Raw genomic sequence first — 24,088 nt, forward strand, 5'->3', positions numbered from 1 at the left:
GCTAAAAGAAAACCAGCAAAAAAGACTGCAGCTAAAAGAAAACCAGCAAAAAAGACTGCAGCTAAAAGAAAACCAGCAAAAAAGAAATCTAGACGATAATTCCTAAAATCTCAAATTATTCCCAGTATTCTAAACGAGTATACTGATAATTTTAGACGTCTTTGTCTGTGGTTATCCATTCTAGACATCGCAATACACCTTGATAGTATTTCATGGCATTCATTGACTCTGATTTTACTAGTATTTCTTCTATTTGTTTTCTATATTTTTCAATCTCTGTTTCTGTTTTCAGCATCTCTTTAGTTTCTCTTAATCTTTTAATTTATTTTTAATTGATTTTTTGATAATCCTTTATGTTATTTTTATCAAGTGTTTTAATTTTTTAGTTGGTAAATATGTAAAATTCATTTTATCTATTTATAAAATCATTTAAGGAAAACAAAAAAGTTTAGGTTCTGTTTGGTTATTGAGGATTTATTTCCATCTGACCAAACTTACCTTTGGTTAGGGATACTTCTCCTTTGAACTCGTTAGTATATCCATTTGTAATGACTACTGTATCGCCAACATTTACTGCTTTGATGTCGTCGCCCCACAATGTGAGTTTCATTTGATCCTCTTCAGTTTCACCGTTAGATATGATTGCATCGCAGACATCCACAGTTCCTCCATTTTTGAGATTTACAGTTCTTGGCTCTCCTTTGCTTTTAACTTCGGCGTTAACATTAACCCCACTTCGCATTTTTTTTGCTTGTGAAATTGGTATAAACTCTACCATAATTTTGGGTCCAATTAGCACGATTATAAGCTTTGTTAACAAATTTCAAAAATACTAGATCTGTTTTTTCATTTGCCATAATAGTAATTGAGAAATATCGGTCAATACCAAATCTCAATGCAGAGGTATCGAAGCCCGGTCAACCGAGAGGGACTCAAGATCCTCAAAATAGGAAATCCCTTCTCTCAGGAGTTCGTGGGTTCAAATCCCACCCTCTGCATTAAATTTTAATTAAAAATATGATGCTTGTAAAATTACGCAACAATTGCTTTAACTTTGGTTATAGAATGTCTTGAAATTTGTTTGTGCATTTCAGCTAAATTCTCATCTTTGAAAGACAAATTGCATCTAAAACACTTCCAAATCTTATCAGACATAGTTTAATTATGCATAAATTGCTTATAAAGATATTGCATCATTGATCCAATTTATTACAATACATGATCATTCTTGAAAAAAACATGAAATTTTTATAATTTTTTAGATCATAATGGAATTATTTCATGACTGAATGTAAATCCAAGGGTTTAGAAATAAAAAAGGTGTTCTAATCTTTGAAAGATGTTAGATATTTTTGAAATTTTTGGAGAATTTTCATATTTTGGAATTTTTCTTGTATTAATTGGAGTAAACGCATCACCGATTTTAATGCCTCCAAGTTGGATAATCTTAACATCCTTTCATCTTCTTGATCCCAGCTTGAATGTAGTGGTGCTTGCAATGGTTGGTGCAACCGGTGCAACCATTGGTAGATTTACTCTCAAGAAGATAAGCAGTCTGTTTAGAAAATTTATTGGAGATGAACAAAAATCTAATCTTGATATTATTGGAGATTATCTTAATCGAAAAAAATATGGTTACATTATAGCGTCTTTTCTGTTTGGTGCTACTCCTCTTCCAAGTAACATGTTGTTTATTGCTTATGGATTAATGCGTGCAAAAAGTATTGGAATCTATGTGGGATTTTGGTTTGGTAGAACTATTTCTTATGTTATAATGATTTATTTTGGTAATGCTGTATTGACTCCATTTTTAGAAATTTTTGAAGACCGATTAACTGGAATTTTACTAATTGACGGTATTGGTATTGGTGTGATAATTATTTTTGCATCTATAAATTGGACAGTGTTAATTACTCAGAGAAAAATAAAATTTGTAAAACCAAAAATATGGAGATTATAAATGAAAGTACTTGATTCATTAAAAAATGAAATCATAAAAATTATGAATAATGACTCTGCACATGATTTTGAACATGTCATGAGAGTATACAAGAATGCTCAAAAAATATGTAAAAAAGAAAAAGCAAATGAAAAATTGATTTTAAGTGCTGTATTATTACATGATATCGTGTCTTATCCTAAATCTGATAAACGTTCAAAATTCTCATCTATTGAAAGTGCAAAAAAATCAAAACAAATTCTAAAAAAATATGATTATACAGATGACGAAATTACAATTATTTGTGATGCTATAAAAGATCATAGTTTTTCACAAAATAAGATTCCAGTAACACTTGAAGGAAAAATTCTTCAAGATGCCGATAGATTAGATGCTTTAGGTGCAATTGGAATTGCCAGGGTTTTTGCAACTGGTGGTTCTCTCAAAAGACCTTTTTACAATTTTAATGATCCTTTTTGTAAAACACGAATCCCTGATGATAAAATTTGGACCCTTGATCATTTTTTCCAAAAATTATTGAAATTAGAGTCTCTCATGAATACTCCATCTGGAAAAATAGAGGCAAAAAAGAGAACTAAAGTGTTAAGGGATTTTCTGAATCAACTAAAACAGGAACTTTAGCCATAATCTACGTATCTATCATATCTAGTTTCAATTTCTTTGTTCTTGCCTGATTTTATTTTGGTATATTCTTCATTTTTTCTAAATTCTATGTATTTGCAAATTTCAGCAAATTCCTCATCTTTTGGATAAGAATCAAAAACTGGTTCTACTAGTCGTAAATATTCGATGGTTTTTTCTCGAAATTCTTCACGCGTGGGTTTTTTGATTCCTTTCATTCTAAACCACACTGCAGTCCAACTTGCACCTACAACATGTGGTAACAAATCAAATGCTCTTTGAATTTCAAAACGTTCGTCGTTTCTCATGATTCTTGAAGAAATTTTGAAGCTGATTTTGCAAAATATGTAACTATCATATCTGCTCCTGCTCTTTTAATTGAATATAGAATTTCTTCGGTGATATCTTTTTCATTTACATATCCTAATTGCGAGGCAGCTTTTACCAATGCATATTCTCCAGAAACACTGTATGCTGATACTGGAATATTGAATTTCCTTCTTGTTTCTGCGATTAAGTCCAAATAGGCCAATGCTGGTTTTATCATTACAATATCTACTCCTTCATTGATGTCAGTTTCAACTTCCATCATTGCCTCTCTGGCATTTGTGTATGGGACCTGGTATGTTTTTCTATCCCCAAATTTTGGTGCACATTCTGCAGCATTTCTAAATGGTGAGTAAAAATTTGAGCGATGTTTAGCTGAATGTGACATTATCGAAACGTCTGTGAATCCTTTGTCATCAAGTGCATTTCGTATTGCTGCAACTTGACCGTCCATCATTGCAGATGGGGATACTGTATCCACTCCAGCTTTAGCTTGACTGACCGCAATATTTGCTAGGGTTTTTAGACTGGTATCATTGTCGATTTTATTTCCTTTAATAATTCCACAGTGTCCTGTGGATGTAAATTGACATAAACAAACATCTGCCATGATTACTATTTTATCTCCAAAGTTTTCTCTGATCTGTGTGATTGCTTTTTGTACAATTCCATTATCATCAAACGCGGAACTTCCTGCCTCATCTTTTTGCGATGGAATTCCAAAAAGCATGATTGCTGGAATTCCTAAATTAGTAATAGTCTCTATTTCATCGTTTATATCGCTTAATGGCAATCGTTCAATTTCTGACATTGATTCTACTTTGACTTTATTCTTCAAATCTTCTTGAACGAATACTGGGCAAATGAAATCTTTTGAAGAAAGTGTAGTTTGTTGAACTAGTTCTCTCATCTTACTGGATGTTCGTAATCTGCGCAAACGTCTAATTGGAAATGACATGTAGAAACTCTCTTTTGGTAAAATATAATCCTAGTCTGTCTGATTTTGTTTTTTATAGTCAAATAACTTGCTGGCTATCTCTATTATCTCTGGTTGGTCTTGCTCTGATGCTTTTCTGATATTGTTCATTGGAATTGATACGATGCTTTCTACAACTGCTTTTGTTAATTCTTCAATAATTTTGATCTTTTTCTCGTCTCTTTCATCTAGCATTTGAAGTGCTTTTTGTAATTCTTTTTCTCTTAGATTATCTATGTTTTTGAATACGTCTGTTACTAATGGTTCTGCATCTAATCTTTTCATCGAGGCTTCTAATATTGATACTTCTTCATTAATTATACTTTCAATTGTTTTTACCTTGTTTAATCGTGCATTCATGTTTTTTTCAACCATTTCTGCAATTTGATCAAGATTCATCAATTTGACTCCTCCTATGGTTGCCACTTTTTCATCTACTGTTCTAGGATTTGATAAATCTAGAATCATCATGCCGTTGCTTTTGTTTTTCATTGCTTTTGCTATTCTTTCATTTGTTACAAGAAAATACGGTGCAGTTGTTGCTACAAACAAAACATCATAATTATCAAATCCTGAAAGAACTTGTTCAAATTTAATCGGATTTCCGCCCATTGTTTCACAAAATGTTTCTGATCTTCCTAGCGTTCTACTTGTGACATCAAAAGCATATCCGCGTCGTTGTAATGATTTTGCAATTAGTGTTGAAACTTCACCTGTCCCTATTAGTAATACTTTTTTTGTTTTTAATTCATCAATGTTCTCCTCTGCAAGTTTGACTGCCATAGAACCTACTGAAATTCCTCCGGCACCGATCCCACTGGAATTTCTAATTCTAGTCCCAACTCTAATCGCCTTATCAAATAATGTGTTAAGATGTTGACCTGATGCCTTTACTTCTCTAGCTGAAGTAATGGAATTTTTTATTTGTCCTAAAATTTGTTCTTCTCCTAATACCATGGAATCTAGTCCTGATGTTAGTTTCAACAAATGATGAAACGCTTCTTGGTTTTCTACAAATTCCATATTTTCATCAAAAGCATCTTCCTCAAGTCCAGTAATCGATGCCCAAGTTTTTTTGATTTTATCTAGATCATACACTTTTGACTTTCCAAATAATTCTATTCTGTTACATGTTTGAATAATTACACATTCATCTAATCCTGAATGATTTTTGAATTGTTCATATGCATTTTTTATGTCTTTTATTGTGAATTTTTCAAGAATATGAATTGGAGAATTACGAAAAGTAACACGTGCGTTGATTATATTTTGATTCATTTCCAATTCCTCAATATTGTGATTGCTCGCTTTTCAGCTTTTTTTATCTGACCGTCTTTTATTAACTGATCAATGTCATTATCAGTCATGATACTACGAAGACACTCTTTTCTATCCTTCTGAAAAGGTATGATCTCTTTAGCTATATTTCTTGCCCTTTTTTGGATTCTGATTTGAGCGATATCTTCTTTTGTGATTATGTTCTTGAATATTTTTTCTGATTTCTCTTTGATCTTCTTTGACATTGCTGGACTTTTACCTCCTGTAAAAATTGCGATCTGAACCATATTTTCAAAATCTATTATTGCAGGATTTGAAAAATCGCTATCTTCAGGATTGTCTGAACTATATACAATGATGTTTTTCTTTTTTGCATCATTGATTATTTTCTGATTTATTTTGTCATCATCTGTTGTTGTGATGATGATATTTGGTTTGAATTCTGAAATAAATTTTGTATTTTTGATTTTTTGTTTTTTTAATTTAATTTTTTTTAATTTACCCCATTTGTTAATTTGCGTATTCACGGCATCACTGATTACTGTTATATTGCAATCTTGTTTTAACAACGAGTTGATCCTCTTTTGTGCTTCCTTTCCTCCGCCTATGACGATTATTTTTTTACCATGAAGATTAAGATCAACTATCATCGATCAAAGGAATTTCAATTTCTATTTATGTATTGAAAATCAACATCTAAAATACCAGCTACATTTTTAATTGAATGGCTTAATATTGATTTATTGCCTACTATAGATGATTCTGATAAAGAACTTTTAAACGAAATTCAATGGACCTTTCCACTAGTAACTAGGCCTTTTGATGCAATTGCTAAAAAATTTGACACCACTCCTGAGGATATCAAAGAACGATTAAAAAAACTCAAAGAAATTGGGGTTTTACGACAACTAAGTGCAATCTTTGATACAAGAAAACTTGGATATACTAGCTCTCTTGTTGCAATGGAAATTGAATCGGATCAATTAGAATCTGTTGCTAACCAAATTAATCGACACCCTGGTGTGAGTCATAACTATGAACGTGATCATCAATTCAATCTTTGGTTTACTTTGGCAGTTCCACCCGGTTCTGACTTGAAAGATGAACTTGAAAAATTTAATGTTTTAAAAGGCATCAAAAAAGTACGAATGCTTCCAACTCTTCAACTTTTTAAGATTGGTGTTAAACTAGACATGGTTGATGATAAAAAACATGATGTAGCACCAACAGAATTGAAAAAGGAAATTAAAAATATTAAATTTGATCCTACAGAAGAAGACAAAAATTTCATACGTGAATTACAAAAAGATATGGAAATTATTGATGAACCTTTTGTAAAATCTGCAAATAATCTTGGCATGTCTGAAAATGAATTATTTACCAAAATGAAATATTATGAAGACATTGGTGTGATGAGAAGATTTGCAGCCATACTAAGACATAGACAAGTTGGATTTACTGCAAATGGAATGATAGTTTGGAAAGTGCCTGAAGATAGAATTTCTAAAGTTGGAGAAGTCTTGGGGTCTTTTCCTCAAGTAAGTCATTGTTATGAGAGACCAACTTATGCTGATTGGCCTTACAATGTGTTTTCTATGATTCATTGTAAAACTCATGATGAAGCCAATGACATGGCAAAAACCATTCAAGATCAGATCCATGTTGATGAATACAAAATTCTTTTCAGTTCTCGTGAATTTAAGAAAACACGTGTTGAATATTTTGTAGAGCATTCATTTAATTTAGAAGAGCCTTCCACTGTTTCTTAGAGTTCGTTTTCATCGTGTCCTGCGACATGAATTATACAAAAATACTGATCATTCATGTTGCAATAAAACGTAGAATCTTTTCCACACGCACTACATGGTGGTTTTTCATCTAATTCTGATAATTTGGTATGGTATATCTTGCTTCTACTTGTAATGCTTGAATTTTTATAAATTCTAGTCAAGTTTGAATAGTATTCCAATTCTTCAGGGTTCAATATCTGATTTTTTTTAATTTTTTTAATCATTGTTTCCCATTTTTTATATCTGCCAATCTTGGCAAGTTTCATTCTTTCAATAATCTCAATGGTTTTTTCTGAATCAATTGGAGTGTGCATTTACAAATTAATTTGCTTGAGGTGTTGCTTTTAATTCATAAGAGGGCCATGTGTTATACAATTCTTCAATCTCTTTCATATCTGATACTGAAATGTATTGGCCTTTTGTCATTTCAACATAATTTACAATTTCCTCTTCACTTATTATGGTAGGAAATACTGATGCAAATCCTTTCTTTGACATGATAAATTTCATGGATAATTCTGTGATTGTCAATCCGTTTCTTTCTGCTATTGGTCTAATCTGTTCCACTTTTTCCAATGATGCTTTAATCCATTCTCCTTTTCTTACTGATCTATGATCTTTCTCGTCGATTTTTGTGTCTGCATTAACTTTTCCAGTTAAAATTCCAGATGCTTCTGGAACTCTGACTAAAATTCCGACATTTTTTTCTTCTGCCTTTCGCATTAGCTCATTTCCTGGAGTTTGTTCTATGATGTTGTAGACTGTCTGAACTGCACTAACGTTTGGTCTATCCATTGCTTCTAGACCTTCTTGTGTCCATCCAATTGCAGGACCTAGTGCAACTTGATAAGTTTTGATTGACTCATCTGCAATAAAACTATCCAATACATTGAAAATTGAATCATCTCTGATATGTCTTAATTTTGGGTTGTGTAGTCCGTACATGTCAAGATGATCTGTTTGTAATCTTTCTAAACTGTCTTTCAATGCTCTTCTAGTAAATATTTCGTCAAATTTTTGTGGAAGTTCACTATGTCCAATTTGCTCTACTTCTGAAAAATCATAACCATATTTTGTAGATATTACCACCTCATCTCTCATGTCTTTGAACACTTCTCCGATTAGTTTTTCACTTTTACCTTTTCCATACATGTCTCCTGTTTCAAAAAAGTTGATTCCTAAATCATATGCCTTTTTGAGCATTCTTTTTGCTTCATCTTCTTCTATTTTTTTGCCCCACCAATCAAGTGCAATTGACCATGCTCCGAACCCCAATTCCGATACTTTGATGTCTGTTTTTCCTAGTTTGTTATAATTCAATTTTTAATCTCCTTTTATTTTGAGTTTATCTTTATGTATTTCAAAACTGTTTTTTTAGTCACAATTTAACCATTTATGTTTATCCAAGATTTGCATCTGTGAGATTTAGATTCTGAGATGAATAGTATTGTTTTTCTAATTTACCCTAAACTGGAAATCAGTGGTACAATATCTTTTTTCACACACACAATCATTGGAATATCATTTTTGACATATGATGATACTTGAGTTTCTCTCAAATCCATGATCAGATCTTGGAAATCTCTAATATTGTCTACTTCAAATGCTAGCATAAAGTCTTCATCATGTATTCCAAAAGAGTATGTTGTGTTGAGAATTACTTGTGGGTATTTTTTACTTATTTCTATATGCTCATCCATTATTTCCTGGCGTTTTTCTTTTGGTAGTAAATACCACTCTCTTGTCTTTGTGAATGGATATACAATTACATGTTTCTTTGGTTCATTTCCTGTGACAAATCCATGAGCTTTTTGTTCTTGAACATAAATTGACGGTCGTGTACATGACAAGTATGTTCTAGATGGAATGATGTATTTTCCAAAGACTGTTTTGTATACTTTTTCAATTACCGTTTGGATTTCCTCTACCGATCTTGCTGCAAACCAAAACAAAAAATCTGCATCATCTCTTAATCCTAGATTTGAATATGCTCTAAACATTATTCCTGAATTGTTGATCACATTTTCCACTTCTTTTGCCGATTCTTCTTTTGCAAGATCAGCCATCCATCTCCATTTAGGATCAACTTTGAAAAATGAGAAATTAAAATAATATTGATTGTTATCTTCAGACATGTTCTTTTTATTTTTGAAACCCTATTTAAACAAAAACCCTATTTTCTAATCTGATATCTCTATGATTTTTTTTGATGATCTATGACCTGTCTTTATGTGAACTGATGCAGTTGATACTTTGAAATATTTTGCAATTTCTTTAATAATTTCTTTATTTGCTTCTCCGTTGACAGGTTTTGATTTTATTCCGATATAGATTTGATCTTCTGCTATTTCTAGAAATTTTTTAGAAAATTCTACCTGAACTTTGTAAATCAATATTATTTTAAAAATATGTTGTGCTAAAATTTGTTTATGCTGATTGTTCTAAAGCCCATTCATAGCCTTCTGCTTCTAGTTTGTCTGCAAGTGATGCATCGCCTGTTTTTAACACTTGGCCTCTTGCAAATACGTGTACAAAATCTAATTTATCTAAGAATTTTAAAATTCTGGAATAGTGTGTAATTATAATTACAGTTGAATCTTTACCTGAAACTTTACTGATTGCCTGTGCAACTGCTTGAACTGCATCTATGTCTAATCCTGAATCTGGTTCATCTAAAATTGAAATCTTTGGTTTTAATACTGCCATCTGTAATACTTCGGCACGTTTCTTTTCTCCACCTGAAAATCCTTCATTAAGATATCTTGAAAGGAATTCTTCTCTTAATCCAACTTTTTCCAAATTTTCTTTAAGATATTTTTGAAATTCTCTAACTGTGATGAATACTTCTCTATCGTCTCCTTGAAGGGCTTTGCTTAGAGAATTGTATGCAGTTCTTAGAAAGTGAGAGAATCCTACTCCTGAAACTTCAGTTGGATATTGAAATCCTAAGAATAATCCTTTTTTTGCTCTCTCGTCTGCTGATAAATCTAAAATGCTCTCACCATCTAACAAAATATCTCCTTGTGTGACTTCATATTTTGGATGTGCAAGTAATGTGTAAGCTAATGTGCTTTTTCCTGAACCATTTGGTCCCATTATGGCGTGTACTTCTCCTGGACCTGTTTTCAAATTAACTCCTTTGAGAATCTCTTTACCTTCTCTTGATACATGAAGATCTTTGATTTCTAATACTGCCATGTTACATTTTGTTTGGTTTCTCTATATAATACCGGCGAAATTTAGCTAATCCTAATCGTAATTATTAATAATAAAATGAAAAGAGGGGGGAAGGGTAAATTAATTGGCCAGAGATGGTCTCAAAGTAATTTTGAGTTTATGGCACGTTAGAATCTCTTTACATCTGTTTCTGATAGTGACCTCTGTGACTCCTGCAATACTTGAAACGTCTCTTTGTAGGACGCTTTGTCCAAGTAGTACAGATGCTACATAAAGATATGCTGCTGCAATTCCATTTGGAGCCTTTCCATCTGCAATGCTGCTATCTTTGGTTTTCTCTGCAATCTCTAAGGCTAGTCTTTCAACTCTAACCTCTGTATGTGTCATGTTTGCTATCTTTGAGATGTATTTGTTCATGGTTACAACTGGGGCGTGCATTTGTCCCATTTCCATTACCATGGTTCTATAGTACCTTGCTGCAAGTTTTGTTTTTGACTTGACATCTTTTACTGGACAAATTCCTCGACAAATTTCTTCTAATGATCTTATGACATCACATTGTTTGCAAGCCATGTAAATTGTAGCTGTGGTGATGCTGACTACTGACTTTCCTTTTACTTCAATATGTCCGTCTAGATTTCTATATATCATAGAAGCAGTTTCCAACACATTCTTTGAAAGATTAAGACCTTCACATGTTTCACCTAATTTTGATAATACATTTGCAAGTCTTCTTTCTTTTGGTGAGGAAACTCGTACTCTTTGTTGCCACTTTCTGAGATTGTGCATTTGACTTGCAACTTCATGATTGATTGTTTTTCCGCTAAAGTCTTTTGCACTGATTGAAATCTCCGTGGTTATTCCCAAATCGTGTTGGGAATATGTTGTTTGTCCTGTTGCTCTTGCGAGCTTCATCTTGTCTTCAAAACTTGAACTTATTGTTTCTGGACCAAAATCTGCAATCTGATCATCGACTACTACGCCGCAACCAGAACAGATTATTTCACCATTCTGCATGTCATCTACTAGTGTAGACTTACATTCAGGACAGTTTTGTTTTTCTAGTATGTTCATCATTTTTTTCTCCTAAATTTTTTTGGTTTATTTGCAGGTGAAGGTTCTGATACGAAAACATTTTTGCCAATGTATTTTTTGATGTTATTTGTTAATGGCGTTGCTGATGCATATGGCCTATTTACTGGACCTATCAGTTCATTTATTTTTGCAACTCTAGTTCCTGTTTCGTCACAGAGTATTTGTCCTTCAACTAATTCTTTTGATAGTTGAATGATTACTCTGCCACTACCGGCTAGGTGCATTATTTCGCCTACCTCCTGCAATTAGACATTATAATTATTGTTCTCTTATCATAGACTTCTGTCAATTTTACTTTAGCTAAGAGCTAGATTTCATTTTATTTTGATTGCTTTGATCTTCTTGTAACTAATTTTTCAGAAATTTTGTTAAGAATTTTTGTCTTGGAGGATCCTTTTGGTACAATAACATATCCTGACCTGACAAATGGTCTTTTTGGAAACCTTGCTTTTTCATTTGACTCTGTGATTTCAAATCCCGAATCCTTTGTTGCATCCATTAATTCTTTTAATGAAGGATCAAATACACATTTCTCTAATCCTACTCTTCTTCCTTTTGATTTTTTTAAATTCTTGTTGAAATAATCCAACCAGATTACGACATGCTCGTAATCTTTCATTTTATTCCTTTAGTAAAATTGCGTTAACTATTCCGTTTTGTCCTGGTTTTGAAACAACTTTACATTTGCCTTCTTGAGTTTCAAGAATTGCTCCTTTTGTAATTATACCTCGTCTTTTGTAATCGTTGTTTGTAGTATTATCTAATACTTTGATAATTTTTGTTTTCTTTACTTTTGCATCTCCTGTTGATAAGTTAACAAAATCAATTGATTTCAAAGCTGTTTTATTATTATTTCCACGTACTCTTCTTGTTATAGTTAGTTGAGCTCCGTTGATAGGTTCATTTGGATATCTATCTAATTCATACTTTCTTCTAGTTCTAAGTGGAATTCTTCTCCCGCCAGTTATTTTGCTGGTTGCTAAATTCTCTACTGATTTTCTCACGAATTGATGTTGAATTACTCTAATTTATACAAAACGCAAAAAATTAGCCGTGAGTTAAAATCTCTCTCAATTTACTTCTGTGGCAATTTGAGGAGTTGGGGTGGTTTGTCTTGCACTAGCTGTTTTTCTTACTTTGGAGAATAATCTTTGTTTCAGATCTTCTACATCTCCTTGTATGCCAAAATATTTTTGGAATTTTTCAGTCGTTGTAAAAATTTTTAATCTTCCAACATTTTGATGACTGATGTAATCTAATTGTCGTAATTCTTTTAGATGCCCATACACTCCAGAACCTCTTGTCTCTACAAGTTGTTTTGATGATATTGGCTGCATGTAAGCTATGTATGATAATGTCTTTAGAGTTGCATTTGGCAGTACAGGTTTTGATGCATATCTTTTAACTGTAGAGCTATACTCTGGTTTTAATTGCATTACATATGAGCCATCTGGTAAAATCACTATCTCTAATGCTTTGAATGCTGACTTTGTCTTTTTCATAATGCTCTCAAGTAACTCTGATGTTTTTGTTCTTGATTCTGTGCCTGAGGCTCTTATAATGTCTTCAATTTTGAGTGGCCTGCCTGCTGAATACAATGCGGCTTCAATTCTTGCAGTTGCCTCGTCTGTATTATCAATTTTTGTCAATTGCGTATTTTTCCTCTAAATTCTAGTTAAAGAAATCTTTTCCTCATTTTTGATCAATTTGTTAACTCTTCTTTTATCATGGTTATTTTGATGTCATCTTCAATCTGTTCAAGATCTACTCTTTGATCTCGTGCTAAAAATAAAGCTGCAAAGAAACACCTAATCGAATCAACTTGATCAAGGTCTGCAATTATTTCTTGTAGTATCCCAAATCCTGCACTTGCAATTTTTTTCATTATCAAGTCTTCATATTTTCCAATAATGCTTTCAAGTGAGATGAAAAACTCTTGAAAATCTGGGGCTTCGATTGGTTCTATCTCTAATCTTTTATTTCGTCTTGATTGAGGATTTGCAATTGTCCCAATGAGATTTTGAAGCAAACCTAGTAAATCATCTAATGAAACAGGATATGTTGATTCATGTCTATACGGAATGTCAATTAATTCAATGTCTACATCAGATCGTTGATGCATGGGTTTTTTCTCCATAGCTGCTCTTTGTAATGCAAAAATACTTTCGACTTTCATTCTGTAGATTAATGATGATGATAGTGCAGCCATCCCTGCTACTTTGAGATCTTTCTTACCTGTTTTTTCAAGTATTTTTATTAATAAATTCAAAATATGAATGAGATCAATATCCCACACGTCTTTTTTGACAACTGTTGATGGATTAAATAGAATGTTAATTGGTTCCTGAGAAATACTGTTAGGAGTTTGAGATTCACTCATATGATAATTTTTTACCTATTCAATAATATCTAATGGCTCTACTTTTTTCTCATTTCCAGTCAACTCTTATATTGTTAATGCAAGAAAATTAATCATGAAATCCGCTCGGATTACCGGTCCTAATGAGCCTCTTGTAGTATCTGAATCTGAAACCCCTACACCTCAGGGCATTCAAGTTCTAGTCAAAGTAAAATCTGTAGGTGTGTGTCACAGTGATTTACACTTGTGGGAAGGCGGTTATGATCTTGGTGATGGCCAATTCATGAAAGTAACTGATAGAGGAGTAAAATATCCTGTAATTCCTGGTCATGAAATTGTTGGTACTGTTGAATCCATTGGAAATGATGTCTCTGGAGTTTCTATAGGCGATGAAGTATTAGTATTCCCATGGATTGGCTGTGGTAATTGTCCTGCATGTAATGTAGGAAATGAAAATTTATGCGATACTCCAAAATCTATGGGTGTTTTTCAAGATGGTGGGTATTCTGATTATACATTAATTCCAAATTCTAAATATTTGGCTAAACTTGATGGCGTAAATCCTGATGCTGCAACTTCTCTTGCTTGTTCTGGATTAACTGCATACAATGCAATCAAAAAATCAAATCAAAACTCTCCAGAGTTTATCGTAATTGTTGGGGCAGGTGGTCTAGGTTTGATGGGCGTTCAACTTGCAAAGGCAATCACTAATGCTAAAATTATCTGTGTTGATTTAGATGATCAAAAATTACAAACCGCAAAAGAGATGGGAGCTGATTATACTGTTAACTCCAAAGATCCTGAAACATCTCAAAAAATAATGGCTATTTGTAACAACAAAGGCGCAGATAGCGTTGTAGATTTTGTAAATGCCCCTCCTACTGTAAAATTAGATCTTGCCATTTTACGAAAACGAGGAAACTTAGTTCTAGTTGGATTATTTGGAGGTTCTATTGAATTGTCCCTTGTTACAATTCCTCTCAAATCCATTATAATTCAAGGTGCATACACTGGAAATTATGCTGATATGGTTGAATTACTTGATCTTGCTAGACAAGGCACAATCAACCCTGTAATTTCTAGACGATATTCTCTCGATGATGCTAATGCTGCTTTAGAAGATCTTAAAGCACGAAAAATTCTTGGCCGTGCAGTGATAAATCCATAATCTTGGTTATTCTAAAATTTTATAACTAAAAAAAATTGAGTGTTAATAATGGATACGAAAACAAGTTGCGAAGTTGCATTAACCCATCTAAAAAATAAACAATTCATCACTGCACATAATTTGTTTTTAAATCAAGCTGAATCTATAAAAAAATCTGAACTTCTAAAATCTGCTTTGCTGTATATGTTGGCAGGCGAATGCAAAACTAGACAAGGAAAAGAATCTCATAATGAAATTCGGGAAGCCAGCGAATTATTTTTAAAATATTCTAATGCAAAAAATTCAAACAACGTTAAAGGTGCACTACTTTGTGCATCCAAATGTCTTTTGAGTTTAGGTGAATTTGATAAAGCAAAAAATGCATATCAAAAAGCTAAAACTATCATTCAAACTTCAATTGAAATCACTAGGCCTATTGTAATTATTGATGATAGCAAAGCAATTGCTATGAAATTAAAAAATTATGTTGAAAAATTAGGCTACTCTGAAATTTATATTTTTGAAAATGGAAAAGACGGTGTAAAAGGATGCAAAAAACTATTTTCTGAAAATAAAGAACCTGTGGTGCTTCTTGATATGGGATTACCTGATCTTGAAGGTGATGTAGTAGCTACAAAACTATTACAAGACAAAATCGATTTACAAATTGTAGTTATTACTGCTGATGAAAAAACAACCTCTCGCGTTAACAACACAATCAGTACTGGGGTTTCTGCTTTTATCCAAAAACCTTTCACGCTTGATGAACTGAAAAAAGCAATTGCTGTAGCCGAATCTGAATATTCTTTATTACAATAATAGTAAAGACATGTTCAGAATGTTTACGTCTTTAATGTCAATTTCATTTATTCTATAATCAATTAATTCCTCGGAGAATTTCTCCACAATTTTTTGTGATGTTGTTGTTTTTTCAGAATTGACTTGCACTATTACTAACATATTCCATTTTCCTTCCATGTTTGCTACTAGTAGATAATTATCTAGTTTGATAATGAAATCTTTGATAGTATCTTTTACAGCTTCAAGTGATTTTGATGGTTTTAATTTCATTAATACTGCTTGATATTCGTTAATGCCTGACACATCTGTTAATACTGCTTTGTATCCTTTGATGATTCCACTTTTCTCTAAACGTTCTATTCTTTTTCTAATTGTTCTATCTGATACGTCGTGACCTGATTTTTTTTAGTACTGACGCAATTTCTTTTGATGGTGTTCTTGCATTGTTATTGAGAATCTCAATAATTTTCTGATCAACTTTGTCTAAATTTGACCATGCATCTTCACTCATAGTTAATCAAAGATCTAGTGCTTTTTGAATTTTTGGTTGTAATGCTGCTAATTCTCATTTCTGGGAAATATTAATCATCTAAAATCCATCCCGATTCTATGATTTTCTTATCTTCCAAATCTCCTACTCCTGTTGCAAATCTCCAAACAACTGACATGTTTGGTATCATCTTTTCTTTAATTTTTAAAAGTGATTCTACTTCTGAATTCAGATTTTGATCAGCATTTCCATGTTCTTTACAAAATTTACATTTCTGATCAAGTGTAATTGGATTTGATTCAATTAATGGATAAGCCATACATGCTAGTGGTCTTTCTTTGTAAATCTTACAAGGAAATCCTCCATGTGGTGATTTATTTCCGCTATCTGTATCTAGAAATGGACATGTATTGCCATTAATTTCAGAACCCATCAATTGATATGCTAAAATTTTTGTTGGACTAGAATTTTTTATTTCTGAAATTCCTATTCTTGGTACAATTTCTATTTTCAATCCGTTTATGTTTGCTAATTTTTCAATTCTTTCTTTCTCTTCTGGAAGTATCAGTACTCCTATTTTGCCAAATTTTTTACTTGGATAATATTCTCGTTCGATACAGCATTGAGAGCAGTCTTCTATGCATTGAAATTTCATATGTTTTTTTAGATTGTTTGGTAAAAATCTCTTGCGAATGAGCATTTTTTAAAATTTTGTTTATAGAAAAACCATATTATCTTTAGACAAAACATCACATAATCCTTAGTCACAATTTGAATACCATGTTTTCAAATGGTTGAAAATTGACTTTTGAATTCCACGGTCTAAATTTCAACATGCTTAAGTTCATAATTGATACAGATATTTCATGGCAAAATTACAACATACCAATGGAGAAAAAGAAAGTAATAAAAGAAAAATTCTGTATGAGTTGTAAATCAAAAGATAACCTACAAGTTAGCATTAATCTCCTCAGCGATCCAGCTTACCTTTGTAGTAAATGCATTTCAGATTATGATAGTTGGAAAAAGAAAATGAGTAAAAAGGAATCTTAGATTCTAAACTCTATTTTCAATCTGTATATTCTACTGATTGCCTATATTCTTGTACAGGATCCTCTAATTGGTTCCATTTACTTTGAATTATTTTGAATATATTTTTTGTATTTTTTAATTGAAGCATAGATCTAATGTACAAAATTTGTATTTAACCACGACGTAGGAATTATACGTGAAAAATAACCCTTATTCTAAACTTTTTTCCTAAAAAGTTCCTGCAACGCTACCAGTTATATGCTCATGCTGATAATGAGCATCATGGGAAAGCGCCAAGTAAAAAACGAAAGTGCACTTAAAGATCTTCGATTACCTGAAGAGGGAGAACTTTTTGGACGTGTCTTGAAAATGCTAGGTGGAGAAAATGTCATGATAAAATGTGATGATAATATTACTCGACGTGGTAGAATTAGAGGCAAGCTAAAGAGACGTGTTTGGATTCGAGATAATGATATTGTAATTATTGCCCCATGGGATTTTAATCAAGCCGAGCATGGTGATATTGTTTGGAGATTCACCCTTCCTCAAGTAGAATGGCTAAAAGAAAACAATCACATTCCAAAAGATTTCTGATTTTGTTGGCTCATCTTTAATGCTTTAGTTAATATATTGAATACATTGTTTGAAAATCAAATGGAACAAGGTACCGTAAAATGGTTTAACCGTACTAAGGGCTTTGGTTTTATCGAAAGAGAAGGTGGAGACGATCTGTTTGTTCACAAATCAGATGTTACCGGATTCATCAATGAAGGCGATAAAGTCGAGTTTGTAGTCGGCGAAGGTCAAAAAGGCCCAGCAGCACAACAAGTCAAAAAAACAGCATAGGCAACAAATTTTTTAATTTAAGATTTCATCTTTGTTTTCTTAAACTAGTCTATCTTTTTATTCTTTTTAAAATTATTTTTATTTTATGAAAAATTTGTGGTCCCAAGCGAAGGAATTGAACCTTCGACAGCCCGGTTTCTGTATGCCTGATATGCTGTTTTTCGATCAGCCATCTTAAGCCGACAACTACAGCCGGAAGCTCTACCAGGCTGAGCTAGCTTGGGACAAAAAAACGAAGTTCTATACTATTAAAAAACTATCGTAGATGATTATAATTCCTGATCGTCATGATCTCTAAAGCATAAATAGCCACAAAAATTCTCTAGTTTGATTGTCTGAACTTGCAATGGTATATTCTGGATATGTCTGTGCTCCATATTTGCATGATCATACCTCTGTTGAACTGAAAGAATCTTGGATGCATTCAAAAAATATAGAAAAACTATTCTTTGTTACAGGAACATTTTCTACTGAAAGTAAACCCTATTTTTCTGATTCTACCAATCATTACATCTTGGCCAAATTCAGAGACAGTGAGCAAATATCAAAAGATCTTACAATGAATAACCAAGTAAAGACATCCTTTGTTTTCAATATTCAAGATGATTTGTTCCAACGGGAAGTTGATGGTAATACAAATTTCATTTCAATATATTATTTAGAGTATGGTGATGATGGTGAGGATTTACAGGAAATTGCAAACATTTTACTTAAAAGAGATAAAATTGAGATAGCTGGATTAGGAAACATGGATACTTTTTGTTCAACCCCTCCAAAATTTACATTTCCGTACTCTCAAAACATTGTAGTTATTGAAGTTGCAAGTGAAAAGAGTCATCAGAGTGTAAAGAAATACTGTGATCAAACAAGACGAGATGTGAATCGCAAAGGATTGACAATGACTAATTTAATGAGTCTTTCAATTCTTGATCAACTAAAGTAGAAAAGTTAAATATTCGACCAAAAACTGTTTTTCATGAGTAAACCTTCTGATCTTGGTTCTTTGAAAATTGGTTCATACATTCTGTTACCTCATTCTGATCAACCTAGTGGGGAACCATGTAGAATTGTAGAATATGATACATCAAAACCAGGTAAACACGGTGCAGCAAAAGCAAGAATTGTTGGCGAAGGAATTTTTGATGGTCAAAAACGTCCTCATGTAGGTCCAGTTAGCATGCAAATTCACGTTCCAATGATTAACAAAAAAATTGGCCAAATAATTTCAATTAATGGTGATATGATTCAAGTAATGGATTCTGAATCATTTGAAACTATTGATGTGAGCTTAATTGATGATGAAGTTAAAGGTAAGTTAGCAAATGGCCAGAATGTTGAATACTGGGTTGTTATGGATAAAACTAAAATCATGCGCATTAAAAACTAGTGCGGATGCTGATGATTATCGGAAAAGCCGTCTGACTTTATGATGACGATTATGAGTATTGAAGCGTCCTTTTCTAATACACTTAAAAAATTTGTTGAATTAAATATTTTTTAGATTATGAAATTAGCTTCTCTTTTTTCAGGTGGCAAAGACAGTACTTATGCAATTTATCTAGTACAAAAACAAGGATATGAAGTAACTTGTCTTTTGAGTGTCTTTCCACAATCTGATGAAAGCCATTTATTACATCATCCAAACATGCGTTGGACAAAATTACAATCAGAATCTATGCACATTCCACAATTAACAATCTCTGCTGATTCTAATGATACTGATGTAGAATTATTTGCACTTGAAACATTGTTACAAAATGCAAAAGATCAATTTGGTATTGAAGGATTGGTACATGGTGGAATTAAAAGTAATTTTCAAAAAGATAAATTTTACACTCTTTGCTCTAAATTAGATTTGATTGCAGTTACACCACTATGGAATACTGACCCAGAACAATATTTACATGATTTACTAAATTCAAAATTTGATTTTATGATGATAACGGTTTCTTCTGATGGATTGGATGATTCATGGCTTGGAAAAGTAATTTCTAAATCTGATCTTGATAATTTGAAATATTTATCTGAAAAATTTGGATTCAACTTAAATTTTGAAGGTGGAGAATCTGAAACATTTGTTATTGATTGTCCTCTTTTTTCAAACCCAATTAAAATTAATAAATTTGAAAAAAATTGGGATGGGTATAGAGGAAGGTTTGAAATAGTGGATGCAGAGTTGAATTACAATGCTTGATGGTCTTAAGAGTAGTCTAAGTGATGCAATCAAAAAGATTGTAAAATCTTCTGGAATTGATGAGGAACTTATCAAGGAATTATCTAAAGATGTTCAAAGAGCATTGATTCAATCTGATGTCAATGTGCGTCTAGTCCTTGAAATTACTAAACGTCTACAAGAACGTGCTCTTAATGAAACTCCTCCACCTGGACTTTCGCGTAAGGATCACATAATTAAGATTCTTTATGACGAACTATCAAAACTGCTTGGAAATGAATCTGAATTTGATTTCAAACCTGATAAACAAAATAAGATCATTTTACTTGGAATTCAGGGTAGTGGTAAAACAACTGTTGCATCAAAACTTGCCAAATTTTTAACCCGACAAGGATACAAAGTTGGTGTTGTAGGGGCTGATACCTATAGACCTGGAGCATTAGTTCAACTTCGAACTATGTGTGAAAAATCAAATGTTGAAGTATATGGTGAAGAAAACAACAAAGATTCTCCAGATATTGTAAAAAATGGGTTAAAGCATTTTGCAAATCAACCATTAGATGTTATTTTAATTGATACAGCTGGTCGCCATAAGGAGGAGAAGGATTTGCTTGAAGAGATGAACCGAATTAACAAAGTTACAGATCCTGATTTAGCTTTACTTGTAATTGATGGAACAATTGGGCAACAATGTTTCAACCAAGCTGAAGCTTTCCACAAAACTATTCCAGTTGGAGGTGTCATAATTACAAAACTGGATAGTTCTGCAAAAGGCGGTGGTGCACTTGCAGCTTCTGCAGCAACTGGTGCACAAATCATGTACATTGGAACTGGTGAAAGAATAGATGATTTAGAAAAATTCTCCCCTACTCGTTTTGTTGGACGTTTGCTTGGTATGGGTGACATCCAAGCAATTTTGGATTTAGCAAAACGACTAGAAAATGAAGGTGATGATGTTAGAATGAAACGTATCTCTAGTGGAAAAATGAATATGGATGATTTTTTTTACCAATTAGAAGAAGTGACAAAGGTTGGTTCTTTGAAAGGGCTTCTTGATAGTATGCCTGGACTTGCTGGCATGGTAAAAAATGATCAAGTCGATCAAATGGAAGGCCGAGTTTCTAAATGGAGATACATAATTCAGAGTATGACCAAAGAAGAAAAAGCAGATCCTGATTTATTAAATTCATCAAGAATCAAAAGAATTTCTAGAGGATCTGGATGGCCAGAAGGAGAAGTCAAAGAACTACTCAAAAATTATAAAAATTCTAAAAACATGATGAAAGCCTCAAAAGGTCGTCAAATGCAAGGGACTCTTAGAAAAATGGGATTAGGATAATTCTGTACATATTTTCTTTACAACTATGTCTAACTACCAACAAATAGTTCCTATTGCACATAAAATTCTCCAAAAATATGATTTGTGTGATCATTGTTTGGGTAGACTATTTTCAAAACAATTACGTCTCTCATCAAACAAAACACTTGGCAAAAAACTAAAGAAAAGTCTTAGTTCTTCACAAAAATGCTATATTTGTAAAAATCTGTTTGATAACTTGACTCATTTTTTAAAATTAATGACTGATGCATCATCTAGTTATTTGTATGATACATTTAGTGTGGGTGCAATAGTCAAACCTTCTATTATTGATAGGGATGATTCAATACGATCCACCTACAAACTTAGAGGCATTGATAGCATAAAGACCGACATTACAAAAGAATTGGGAAAAGTCTTTGCAAGAAAAACTCGAAAAGTAATTGATCCTCTTGATCCTGAACTTATTTTCACATTAAATTTAAAAGATGAATCATGTGAATTACGCTCAAAAGCGATTATTCTTTCTGGCAGATATGTTAAAACAATGAGAGGTCTACCACAGAAACAAAAATCATGTGATAACTGTCTTGGAAAAGGATGCAGAACTTGTGATTTTCATGGAATGTGTGAATTTGAAAGTGTTGAAGGTGTTATTGCTAAATTTCTTTTTAAAAAATTTGGTGGCACTACTACTAAATTTACATGGGTTGGTGGCGAGGATAAATCTAGTCTTGTTTTAGGTAGTGGAAGACCTTTTTTTGTAAAACTTCAGAACCCTTTGAAAAGAAAGCTCAGATTGTCTCATGCAAAATTTGATTCGCTACAAATCAATCATCTTAAACTTGTCCACAAATCTCCAAAAATTCCTCTCAAATTTTACTCAACTGTTAAAGTAAAAATCACTACATCTTCCAAAATAGATTCAAAAAATTTGAAAAAATTAAAAAAACTGGAAAAGAATTCTGTAATGGTATATGATAAGTCTGGAAAACGTTCTGAAAAGAAAATTTTCACTATAAAGTACAGTAAAAATTCTAAGAACGTGCTTACTTTGATATTCAAAGCAGAAAGCGGTTTGCCAATTAAGAGGTTTGTCACAAGCGATGATGTTTCCCCCGGCATCTCAACCATATTTGGTACGTCGTGTGTTTGTCAAGAATTTGATTTTTATGATATTGAAGTATAATGATAACAATTAACTAGCGCTAAATATTGAGAATTAGTATGCCGATAAGAAAAAAAGGTAAACATCAAAGACATGCTGATCAACGAGCGGTTACACGTAAAAAAAAGAAAGTCGGAAAACCCCGTTCCTGATCAAATCAACCTTTTTACATTCAAAATTATCGAGGAATCATATTGGATCCGCTAATACGCTTCAAAGATGCTCATTCTAAAGGACTAATTCCTGATGATGTCTATGATCTTACAATAGAACGTTTTCCAATTACTATTTCAGGAATCAATAGAATTGAAAAAGCATCTGGAATTCGGTATCCTATTGCGTATGTTGAACCTTCTCTGGTGATTACGTCCCCACACCCTAATTCATATGAATTCGGTATATTATTTGCAAGAACGATTCCTGTAATGTTTGATGAAAAATTTCAAGTTGTAATTCAAATTTCTGCTCCTTTAATTGCTTATGGACTTAAAGGTACAATTCACGCAATTTTAGCCCATGAATTTTTACATTTTTTAGATTTGATGAGAAAGATTTCAAAGATGGAATTACTCTCTGATGAAATTTCTGGAAATCTATTTGAAAATGTTTATAGTGATGAAACTAGATTGTTTGAACCACGAGCTGTTTTCAAGGATCGTACATTACTGAATCACATAACAAAAAAATTTCCCGCTGGATTTCACGATTTTAAACTTGAAGATAAGGTCATGAAGTTTTGGGCTGATAGAAATCTTCCAAAATCAAATATTTCTTTGGATGCAAATACTGTGAAATTATCTGCAGAATCCCTTTCTAAAATCAAATTGGATCCTCAATTTATTGCAAAACTTGAACAATTAGAAGAAAAAAGTTGTAAGATCCACAAAAAACAATTGTATTGAATCCGTATATGATGTTGAAAATTAACACTGTATTTTTAATATGAATTGTTTTAATTTATTCTGATTTTTATTGATTGAATTCTGTTAATCCGCATTTTCCACAGGTGTTTCTATCTTTATGTTGTGCCATGAAAGTTCCTTTGCCACATCTAGAACACACTTTTCTAGTTCTTGATGTTTTGTCCCCGTCTATTTTGTAATAAGATGATAAGTTGGGGCTGGAACCTTTTTTACCTTTTTTATTTACGGGCATTATTCTGTTTTCTCCTCTTCCTTGACTTCTTCATCTGGGATTTCAGCTACACTAGATTCTTTAGTTGCCGCATCTGCTTCTACAATTTTTGCTTTTGATTTTTCTAGTCTTGAGAAAATTGTTGGATTGATGTGTTTTTTAGCTAATACTTCATCTTCATAAACATAGAATACTCCTGTAACGTGTGATTGTCCCACATGAGTTTTCAATCTAATTGGAATTACAACTTTACCATCTAATTTGAATTCTTTTGTAATCATATTCACAGCTTCAAGATTTTTTAGTTTACCCCCTAATCCTGCAAAATTACATGTCAGTTCTCTTCTGGATAGGAAGTCATTGTTTACGTCTGTGAGTGTCTCGATTATGGACATG

General features: G+C 32.5%; 37 protein-coding genes and 2 tRNA genes. 15 read left to right on the plus strand and 24 right to left on the minus strand.

The annotated features are described in order from the left end of the window. Nucleotides 1-151: 151 nt before the first annotated feature. Together WDZ98_RS00215 and WDZ98_RS00220 are read right to left on the minus strand one after the other, a co-directional pair. Nucleotides 152-295 carry a hypothetical protein gene (locus tag WDZ98_RS00215; protein WP_368058783.1) on the minus strand — a complete coding sequence of 48 codons (144 nt, stop codon included), beginning with the start codon at nt 293-295 and terminating at the stop codon, nt 152-154. 168 nt (nt 296-463) lie between these two features. After that, nucleotides 464-778: a DNA-binding protein gene (locus tag WDZ98_RS00220; RefSeq protein WP_368058781.1), complete on the minus strand. Its 315-nt coding sequence runs from the start codon at nt 776-778 to the stop codon at nt 464-466. 119 nt (nt 779-897) lie between these two features. Here WDZ98_RS00220 and WDZ98_RS00225 point away from each other — a divergent pair. Beyond that, a tRNA-Leu gene (locus WDZ98_RS00225) sits at nt 898-998 on the plus strand. A 34-nt stretch (nt 999-1,032) separates the two neighbouring features. On the opposite strand, the gene WDZ98_RS00230 is transcribed toward WDZ98_RS00225, so the two are convergent. Next, nucleotides 1,033-1,155 (minus strand): hypothetical protein, encoded by a 123-nt coding sequence (locus tag WDZ98_RS00230; RefSeq protein ID WP_368058779.1) that lies wholly within the window; start codon nt 1,153-1,155, stop codon nt 1,033-1,035. Between the two features lie 184 nt (nt 1,156-1,339). Here WDZ98_RS00230 and WDZ98_RS00235 point away from each other — a divergent pair, with 184 nt between their 5' ends. Together WDZ98_RS00235 and WDZ98_RS00240 are read left to right on the plus strand one after the other, a co-directional pair. Then, the gene (locus tag WDZ98_RS00235; RefSeq protein WP_368058777.1) at nt 1,340-1,960 is read left to right on the plus strand and encodes a hypothetical protein; all 621 of its coding nucleotides are present in this window, start codon (nt 1,340-1,342) and stop codon (nt 1,958-1,960) included. Further along, nucleotides 1,961-2,581 carry an HD domain-containing protein gene (locus WDZ98_RS00240; protein WP_368058775.1) on the plus strand — a complete coding sequence of 207 codons (621 nt, stop codon included), beginning with the start codon at nt 1,961-1,963 and terminating at the stop codon, nt 2,579-2,581. It begins immediately after the preceding gene. Here WDZ98_RS00240 and WDZ98_RS00245 read toward each other — a convergent pair. The 4 genes from WDZ98_RS00245 to WDZ98_RS00260 are packed head-to-tail and all read right to left on the minus strand — an operon-like array spanning nt 2,578 to nt 5,812. Continuing rightward, a complete protein-coding gene (locus WDZ98_RS00245) occupies nt 2,578-2,889 on the minus strand; it encodes a hypothetical protein (protein WP_368058773.1) in 312 nt (103 codons plus the stop codon). The genes WDZ98_RS00240 and WDZ98_RS00245 overlap by 4 nt on opposite strands. Continuing rightward, nucleotides 2,886-3,866: a porphobilinogen synthase gene (hemB, locus tag WDZ98_RS00250; RefSeq protein ID WP_368058771.1), complete on the minus strand. Its 981-nt coding sequence runs from the start codon at nt 3,864-3,866 to the stop codon at nt 2,886-2,888. Before hemB ends, WDZ98_RS00245 begins: the two co-directional genes overlap by 4 nt. Nucleotides 3,867-3,896: 30 nt before the next feature. Beyond that, a complete protein-coding gene (hemA, locus tag WDZ98_RS00255) occupies nt 3,897-5,162 on the minus strand; it encodes a glutamyl-tRNA reductase (protein WP_368058769.1) in 1,266 nt (421 codons plus the stop codon). Then, a complete protein-coding gene (locus WDZ98_RS00260; protein WP_368058767.1) occupies nt 5,159-5,812 on the minus strand; it encodes a bifunctional precorrin-2 dehydrogenase/sirohydrochlorin ferrochelatase in 654 nt (217 codons plus the stop codon). Before WDZ98_RS00260 ends, hemA begins: the two co-directional genes overlap by 4 nt. A 102-nt stretch (nt 5,813-5,914) precedes the next feature. On the opposite strand from WDZ98_RS00260, the gene WDZ98_RS00265 reads away from it, so the two are divergent. Further along, nucleotides 5,915-6,931, plus strand: a complete 1,017-nt coding sequence (locus tag WDZ98_RS00265; RefSeq protein WP_368058868.1) for an Lrp/AsnC family transcriptional regulator — start codon at nt 5,915-5,917, stop codon at nt 6,929-6,931. Here WDZ98_RS00265 and WDZ98_RS00270 read toward each other — a convergent pair. The 11 genes from WDZ98_RS00270 to WDZ98_RS00320 all read right to left on the minus strand — a co-directional run bounded on the left by WDZ98_RS00270 (nt 6,928) and on the right by WDZ98_RS00320 (nt 13,604). Then, a complete protein-coding gene (locus tag WDZ98_RS00270; protein WP_368058765.1) occupies nt 6,928-7,266 on the minus strand; it encodes a hypothetical protein in 339 nt (112 codons plus the stop codon). The two genes, WDZ98_RS00265 and WDZ98_RS00270, sit on opposite strands and share 4 nt — an antisense overlap. A gap of 7 nt (nt 7,267-7,273) precedes the next feature. Then, entirely contained in the window at nt 7,274-8,272 is a 999-nt protein-coding gene (locus WDZ98_RS00275; protein WP_368058763.1) for an aldo/keto reductase, read from the minus strand. 140 nt (nt 8,273-8,412) lie between these two features. After that, nucleotides 8,413-9,087, minus strand: coding sequence for a chlorite dismutase family protein (locus tag WDZ98_RS00280; protein WP_368058761.1), 675 nt, complete (start codon nt 9,085-9,087; stop codon nt 8,413-8,415). A gap of 45 nt (nt 9,088-9,132) precedes the next feature. Continuing rightward, nucleotides 9,133-9,345, minus strand: a complete 213-nt coding sequence (locus WDZ98_RS00285) for a DUF167 domain-containing protein (RefSeq protein WP_368058759.1) — start codon at nt 9,343-9,345, stop codon at nt 9,133-9,135. A 34-nt stretch (nt 9,346-9,379) separates the two neighbouring features. Beyond that, nucleotides 9,380-10,150: a Fe-S cluster assembly ATPase SufC gene (gene sufC, locus WDZ98_RS00290; RefSeq protein WP_368058757.1), complete on the minus strand. Its 771-nt coding sequence runs from the start codon at nt 10,148-10,150 to the stop codon at nt 9,380-9,382. A 99-nt stretch (nt 10,151-10,249) separates the two neighbouring features. Then, nucleotides 10,250-11,203, minus strand: a complete 954-nt coding sequence (locus WDZ98_RS00295) for a transcription initiation factor IIB family protein (RefSeq protein ID WP_368058866.1) — start codon at nt 11,201-11,203, stop codon at nt 10,250-10,252. Next, nucleotides 11,203-11,469 carry an H/ACA ribonucleoprotein complex subunit GAR1 gene (locus WDZ98_RS00300; RefSeq protein ID WP_368058755.1) on the minus strand — a complete coding sequence of 89 codons (267 nt, stop codon included), beginning with the start codon at nt 11,467-11,469 and terminating at the stop codon, nt 11,203-11,205. The genes WDZ98_RS00295 and WDZ98_RS00300 overlap by 1 nt, the downstream gene beginning before the upstream one ends. 74 nt (nt 11,470-11,543) lie before the next feature. Then, a complete protein-coding gene (locus WDZ98_RS00305; RefSeq protein ID WP_368058753.1) occupies nt 11,544-11,843 on the minus strand; it encodes a signal recognition particle subunit SRP19/SEC65 family protein in 300 nt (99 codons plus the stop codon). A 1-nt stretch (nt 11,844) separates the two neighbouring features. Continuing rightward, nucleotides 11,845-12,228 carry a 30S ribosomal protein S8e gene (locus tag WDZ98_RS00310; protein ID WP_368058751.1) on the minus strand — a complete coding sequence of 128 codons (384 nt, stop codon included), beginning with the start codon at nt 12,226-12,228 and terminating at the stop codon, nt 11,845-11,847. Nucleotides 12,229-12,294: 66 nt separating this feature from the next. Next, a complete protein-coding gene (locus tag WDZ98_RS00315) occupies nt 12,295-12,873 on the minus strand; it encodes an SMC-Scp complex subunit ScpB (protein WP_368058749.1) in 579 nt (192 codons plus the stop codon). Between the two features lie 53 nt (nt 12,874-12,926). Beyond that, on the minus strand, nt 12,927-13,604 hold the full coding sequence (locus WDZ98_RS00320; protein ID WP_368058747.1) for a chromosome segregation protein ScpA: 678 nt from the start codon (nt 13,602-13,604) through the stop codon (nt 12,927-12,929). A gap of 94 nt (nt 13,605-13,698) precedes the next feature. On the opposite strand from WDZ98_RS00320, the gene WDZ98_RS00325 reads away from it, so the two are divergent. Together WDZ98_RS00325 and WDZ98_RS00330 are read left to right on the plus strand one after the other, a co-directional pair. Next, nucleotides 13,699-14,751, plus strand: coding sequence for an alcohol dehydrogenase (locus WDZ98_RS00325; protein WP_368058745.1), 1,053 nt, complete (start codon nt 13,699-13,701; stop codon nt 14,749-14,751). 48 nt (nt 14,752-14,799) lie between these two features. Then, on the plus strand, nt 14,800-15,549 hold the full coding sequence (locus WDZ98_RS00330) for a response regulator (RefSeq protein ID WP_368058743.1): 750 nt from the start codon (nt 14,800-14,802) through the stop codon (nt 15,547-15,549). Here the strand turns inward: WDZ98_RS00330 and WDZ98_RS00335 are convergent. The 3 genes from WDZ98_RS00335 to WDZ98_RS00345 form a co-directional block, all read right to left on the minus strand. Continuing rightward, nucleotides 15,541-15,834, minus strand: coding sequence for a hypothetical protein (locus WDZ98_RS00335; protein WP_368058741.1), 294 nt, complete (start codon nt 15,832-15,834; stop codon nt 15,541-15,543). The genes WDZ98_RS00330 and WDZ98_RS00335 overlap by 9 nt on opposite strands. A gap of 73 nt (nt 15,835-15,907) precedes the next feature. Beyond that, nucleotides 15,908-16,042 (minus strand): AsnC family transcriptional regulator, encoded by a 135-nt coding sequence (locus tag WDZ98_RS00340; RefSeq protein WP_368058739.1) that lies wholly within the window; start codon nt 16,040-16,042, stop codon nt 15,908-15,910. Nucleotides 16,043-16,112: 70 nt separating this feature from the next. Next, a complete protein-coding gene (locus WDZ98_RS00345; RefSeq protein ID WP_368058737.1) occupies nt 16,113-16,676 on the minus strand; it encodes a YkgJ family cysteine cluster protein in 564 nt (187 codons plus the stop codon). A gap of 179 nt (nt 16,677-16,855) precedes the next feature. On the opposite strand from WDZ98_RS00345, the gene WDZ98_RS00350 reads away from it, so the two are divergent. From WDZ98_RS00350 to WDZ98_RS00360, 3 genes are all read left to right on the plus strand, one after another. Next, nucleotides 16,856-17,074, plus strand: coding sequence for a hypothetical protein (locus WDZ98_RS00350; protein WP_368058735.1), 219 nt, complete (start codon nt 16,856-16,858; stop codon nt 17,072-17,074). Nucleotides 17,075-17,335: 261 nt separating this feature from the next. Continuing rightward, nucleotides 17,336-17,647, plus strand: coding sequence for a translation initiation factor eIF-1A (locus WDZ98_RS00355; RefSeq protein WP_368058733.1), 312 nt, complete (start codon nt 17,336-17,338; stop codon nt 17,645-17,647). Between the two features lie 60 nt (nt 17,648-17,707). After that, a complete protein-coding gene (locus tag WDZ98_RS00360; protein WP_368058731.1) occupies nt 17,708-17,899 on the plus strand; it encodes a cold-shock protein in 192 nt (63 codons plus the stop codon). Nucleotides 17,900-17,996: 97 nt separating this feature from the next. Here the strand turns inward: WDZ98_RS00360 and WDZ98_RS00365 are convergent. Continuing rightward, nucleotides 17,997-18,123 (minus strand) — tRNA-Tyr (locus WDZ98_RS00365). A gap of 107 nt (nt 18,124-18,230) precedes the next feature. Between WDZ98_RS00365 and WDZ98_RS00370 the strand changes: the two genes are divergently transcribed. From WDZ98_RS00370 to WDZ98_RS00395, 6 genes are all read left to right on the plus strand, one after another. After that, the gene (locus WDZ98_RS00370) at nt 18,231-18,842 is read left to right on the plus strand and encodes a hypothetical protein (protein ID WP_368058729.1); all 612 of its coding nucleotides are present in this window, start codon (nt 18,231-18,233) and stop codon (nt 18,840-18,842) included. A 33-nt stretch (nt 18,843-18,875) separates the two neighbouring features. After that, nucleotides 18,876-19,286 (plus strand): translation initiation factor IF-5A, encoded by a 411-nt coding sequence (locus WDZ98_RS00375; RefSeq protein WP_368058727.1) that lies wholly within the window; start codon nt 18,876-18,878, stop codon nt 19,284-19,286. Between the two features lie 117 nt (nt 19,287-19,403). Beyond that, a complete protein-coding gene (locus WDZ98_RS00380) occupies nt 19,404-20,093 on the plus strand; it encodes a diphthine--ammonia ligase (protein WP_368058725.1) in 690 nt (229 codons plus the stop codon). Next, nucleotides 20,086-21,411 carry a signal recognition particle receptor subunit alpha gene (locus tag WDZ98_RS00385; protein ID WP_368058723.1) on the plus strand — a complete coding sequence of 442 codons (1,326 nt, stop codon included), beginning with the start codon at nt 20,086-20,088 and terminating at the stop codon, nt 21,409-21,411. Before WDZ98_RS00380 ends, WDZ98_RS00385 begins: the two co-directional genes overlap by 8 nt. 25 nt (nt 21,412-21,436) lie before the next feature. Next, nucleotides 21,437-22,579 (plus strand): tRNA pseudouridine(54/55) synthase Pus10, encoded by a 1,143-nt coding sequence (locus tag WDZ98_RS00390; RefSeq protein ID WP_368058721.1) that lies wholly within the window; start codon nt 21,437-21,439, stop codon nt 22,577-22,579. A gap of 173 nt (nt 22,580-22,752) precedes the next feature. Next, nucleotides 22,753-23,460 (plus strand): hypothetical protein, encoded by a 708-nt coding sequence (locus tag WDZ98_RS00395; RefSeq protein WP_368058719.1) that lies wholly within the window; start codon nt 22,753-22,755, stop codon nt 23,458-23,460. 67 nt (nt 23,461-23,527) lie between these two features. Here WDZ98_RS00395 and WDZ98_RS00400 read toward each other — a convergent pair whose 3' ends face one another. Together WDZ98_RS00400 and WDZ98_RS00405 are read right to left on the minus strand one after the other, a co-directional pair. After that, nucleotides 23,528-23,713 (minus strand): 30S ribosomal protein S27ae, encoded by a 186-nt coding sequence (locus tag WDZ98_RS00400; RefSeq protein WP_368058717.1) that lies wholly within the window; start codon nt 23,711-23,713, stop codon nt 23,528-23,530. Further along, nucleotides 23,713-24,087, minus strand: coding sequence for a hypothetical protein (locus tag WDZ98_RS00405; protein ID WP_368058715.1), 375 nt, complete (start codon nt 24,085-24,087; stop codon nt 23,713-23,715). Before WDZ98_RS00405 ends, WDZ98_RS00400 begins: the two co-directional genes overlap by 1 nt. Between the last annotated feature and the right edge of the window lies 1 nt (nt 24,088).

The sequence above is a fragment of the Candidatus Nitrosopumilus sp. genome (assembly GCF_040878665.1).
Taxonomy (GTDB): Archaea; Thermoproteota; Nitrososphaeria; order Nitrososphaerales; family Nitrosopumilaceae; genus Nitrosopumilus.

Excerpts from the sequence above, each read along its gene's own strand:
- WDZ98_RS00215 (WP_368058783.1), bottom strand. The coding sequence starts at position 295 with ATGCTGAAAACAGAAACAGAGATTGAAAAATATAGAAAACAAATAGAA.
- WDZ98_RS00220 (WP_368058781.1), bottom strand. The coding sequence starts at position 778 with ATGGTAGAGTTTATACCAATTTCACAAGCAAAAAAAATGCGAAGTGGG.
- WDZ98_RS00230 (WP_368058779.1), bottom strand. The coding sequence starts at position 1,155 with ATGTCTGATAAGATTTGGAAGTGTTTTAGATGCAATTTGTCTTTCAAA.
- WDZ98_RS00235 (WP_368058777.1), top strand. The coding sequence starts at position 1,340 with ATGTTAGATATTTTTGAAATTTTTGGAGAATTTTCATATTTTGGAATT.
- WDZ98_RS00240 (WP_368058775.1), top strand. The coding sequence starts at position 1,961 with ATGAAAGTACTTGATTCATTAAAAAATGAAATCATAAAAATTATGAAT.
- WDZ98_RS00245 (WP_368058773.1), bottom strand. The coding sequence starts at position 2,889 with ATGAGAAACGACGAACGTTTTGAAATTCAAAGAGCATTTGATTTGTTA.
- hemB (WP_368058771.1), bottom strand. The coding sequence starts at position 3,866 with ATGTCATTTCCAATTAGACGTTTGCGCAGATTACGAACATCCAGTAAG.
- hemA (WP_368058769.1), bottom strand. The coding sequence starts at position 5,162 with ATGAATCAAAATATAATCAACGCACGTGTTACTTTTCGTAATTCTCCA.
- WDZ98_RS00260 (WP_368058767.1), bottom strand. The coding sequence starts at position 5,812 with ATGATAGTTGATCTTAATCTTCATGGTAAAAAAATAATCGTCATAGGC.
- WDZ98_RS00270 (WP_368058765.1), bottom strand. The coding sequence starts at position 7,266 with ATGCACACTCCAATTGATTCAGAAAAAACCATTGAGATTATTGAAAGA.
- WDZ98_RS00280 (WP_368058761.1), bottom strand. The coding sequence starts at position 9,087 with ATGTCTGAAGATAACAATCAATATTATTTTAATTTCTCATTTTTCAAA.
- sufC (WP_368058757.1), bottom strand. The coding sequence starts at position 10,150 with ATGGCAGTATTAGAAATCAAAGATCTTCATGTATCAAGAGAAGGTAAA.
- WDZ98_RS00295 (WP_368058866.1), bottom strand. The coding sequence starts at position 11,203 with ATGAACATACTAGAAAAACAAAACTGTCCTGAATGTAAGTCTACACTA.
- WDZ98_RS00305 (WP_368058753.1), bottom strand. The coding sequence starts at position 11,843 with ATGAAAGATTACGAGCATGTCGTAATCTGGTTGGATTATTTCAACAAG.
- WDZ98_RS00320 (WP_368058747.1), bottom strand. The coding sequence starts at position 13,604 with ATGAGTGAATCTCAAACTCCTAACAGTATTTCTCAGGAACCAATTAAC.
- WDZ98_RS00325 (WP_368058745.1), top strand. The coding sequence starts at position 13,699 with ATGAAATCCGCTCGGATTACCGGTCCTAATGAGCCTCTTGTAGTATCT.
- WDZ98_RS00330 (WP_368058743.1), top strand. The coding sequence starts at position 14,800 with ATGGATACGAAAACAAGTTGCGAAGTTGCATTAACCCATCTAAAAAAT.
- WDZ98_RS00340 (WP_368058739.1), bottom strand. The coding sequence starts at position 16,042 with ATGAGTGAAGATGCATGGTCAAATTTAGACAAAGTTGATCAGAAAATT.
- WDZ98_RS00345 (WP_368058737.1), bottom strand. The coding sequence starts at position 16,676 with ATGAAATTTCAATGCATAGAAGACTGCTCTCAATGCTGTATCGAACGA.
- WDZ98_RS00350 (WP_368058735.1), top strand. The coding sequence starts at position 16,856 with ATGCTTAAGTTCATAATTGATACAGATATTTCATGGCAAAATTACAAC.
- WDZ98_RS00355 (WP_368058733.1), top strand. The coding sequence starts at position 17,336 with ATGGGAAAGCGCCAAGTAAAAAACGAAAGTGCACTTAAAGATCTTCGA.
- WDZ98_RS00360 (WP_368058731.1), top strand. The coding sequence starts at position 17,708 with ATGGAACAAGGTACCGTAAAATGGTTTAACCGTACTAAGGGCTTTGGT.
- WDZ98_RS00375 (WP_368058727.1), top strand. The coding sequence starts at position 18,876 with ATGAGTAAACCTTCTGATCTTGGTTCTTTGAAAATTGGTTCATACATT.
- WDZ98_RS00380 (WP_368058725.1), top strand. The coding sequence starts at position 19,404 with ATGAAATTAGCTTCTCTTTTTTCAGGTGGCAAAGACAGTACTTATGCA.
- WDZ98_RS00385 (WP_368058723.1), top strand. The coding sequence starts at position 20,086 with ATGCTTGATGGTCTTAAGAGTAGTCTAAGTGATGCAATCAAAAAGATT.
- WDZ98_RS00390 (WP_368058721.1), top strand. The coding sequence starts at position 21,437 with ATGTCTAACTACCAACAAATAGTTCCTATTGCACATAAAATTCTCCAA.
- WDZ98_RS00400 (WP_368058717.1), bottom strand. The coding sequence starts at position 23,713 with ATGCCCGTAAATAAAAAAGGTAAAAAAGGTTCCAGCCCCAACTTATCA.
- WDZ98_RS00405 (WP_368058715.1), bottom strand. The coding sequence starts at position 24,087 with ATGTCCATAATCGAGACACTCACAGACGTAAACAATGACTTCCTATCC.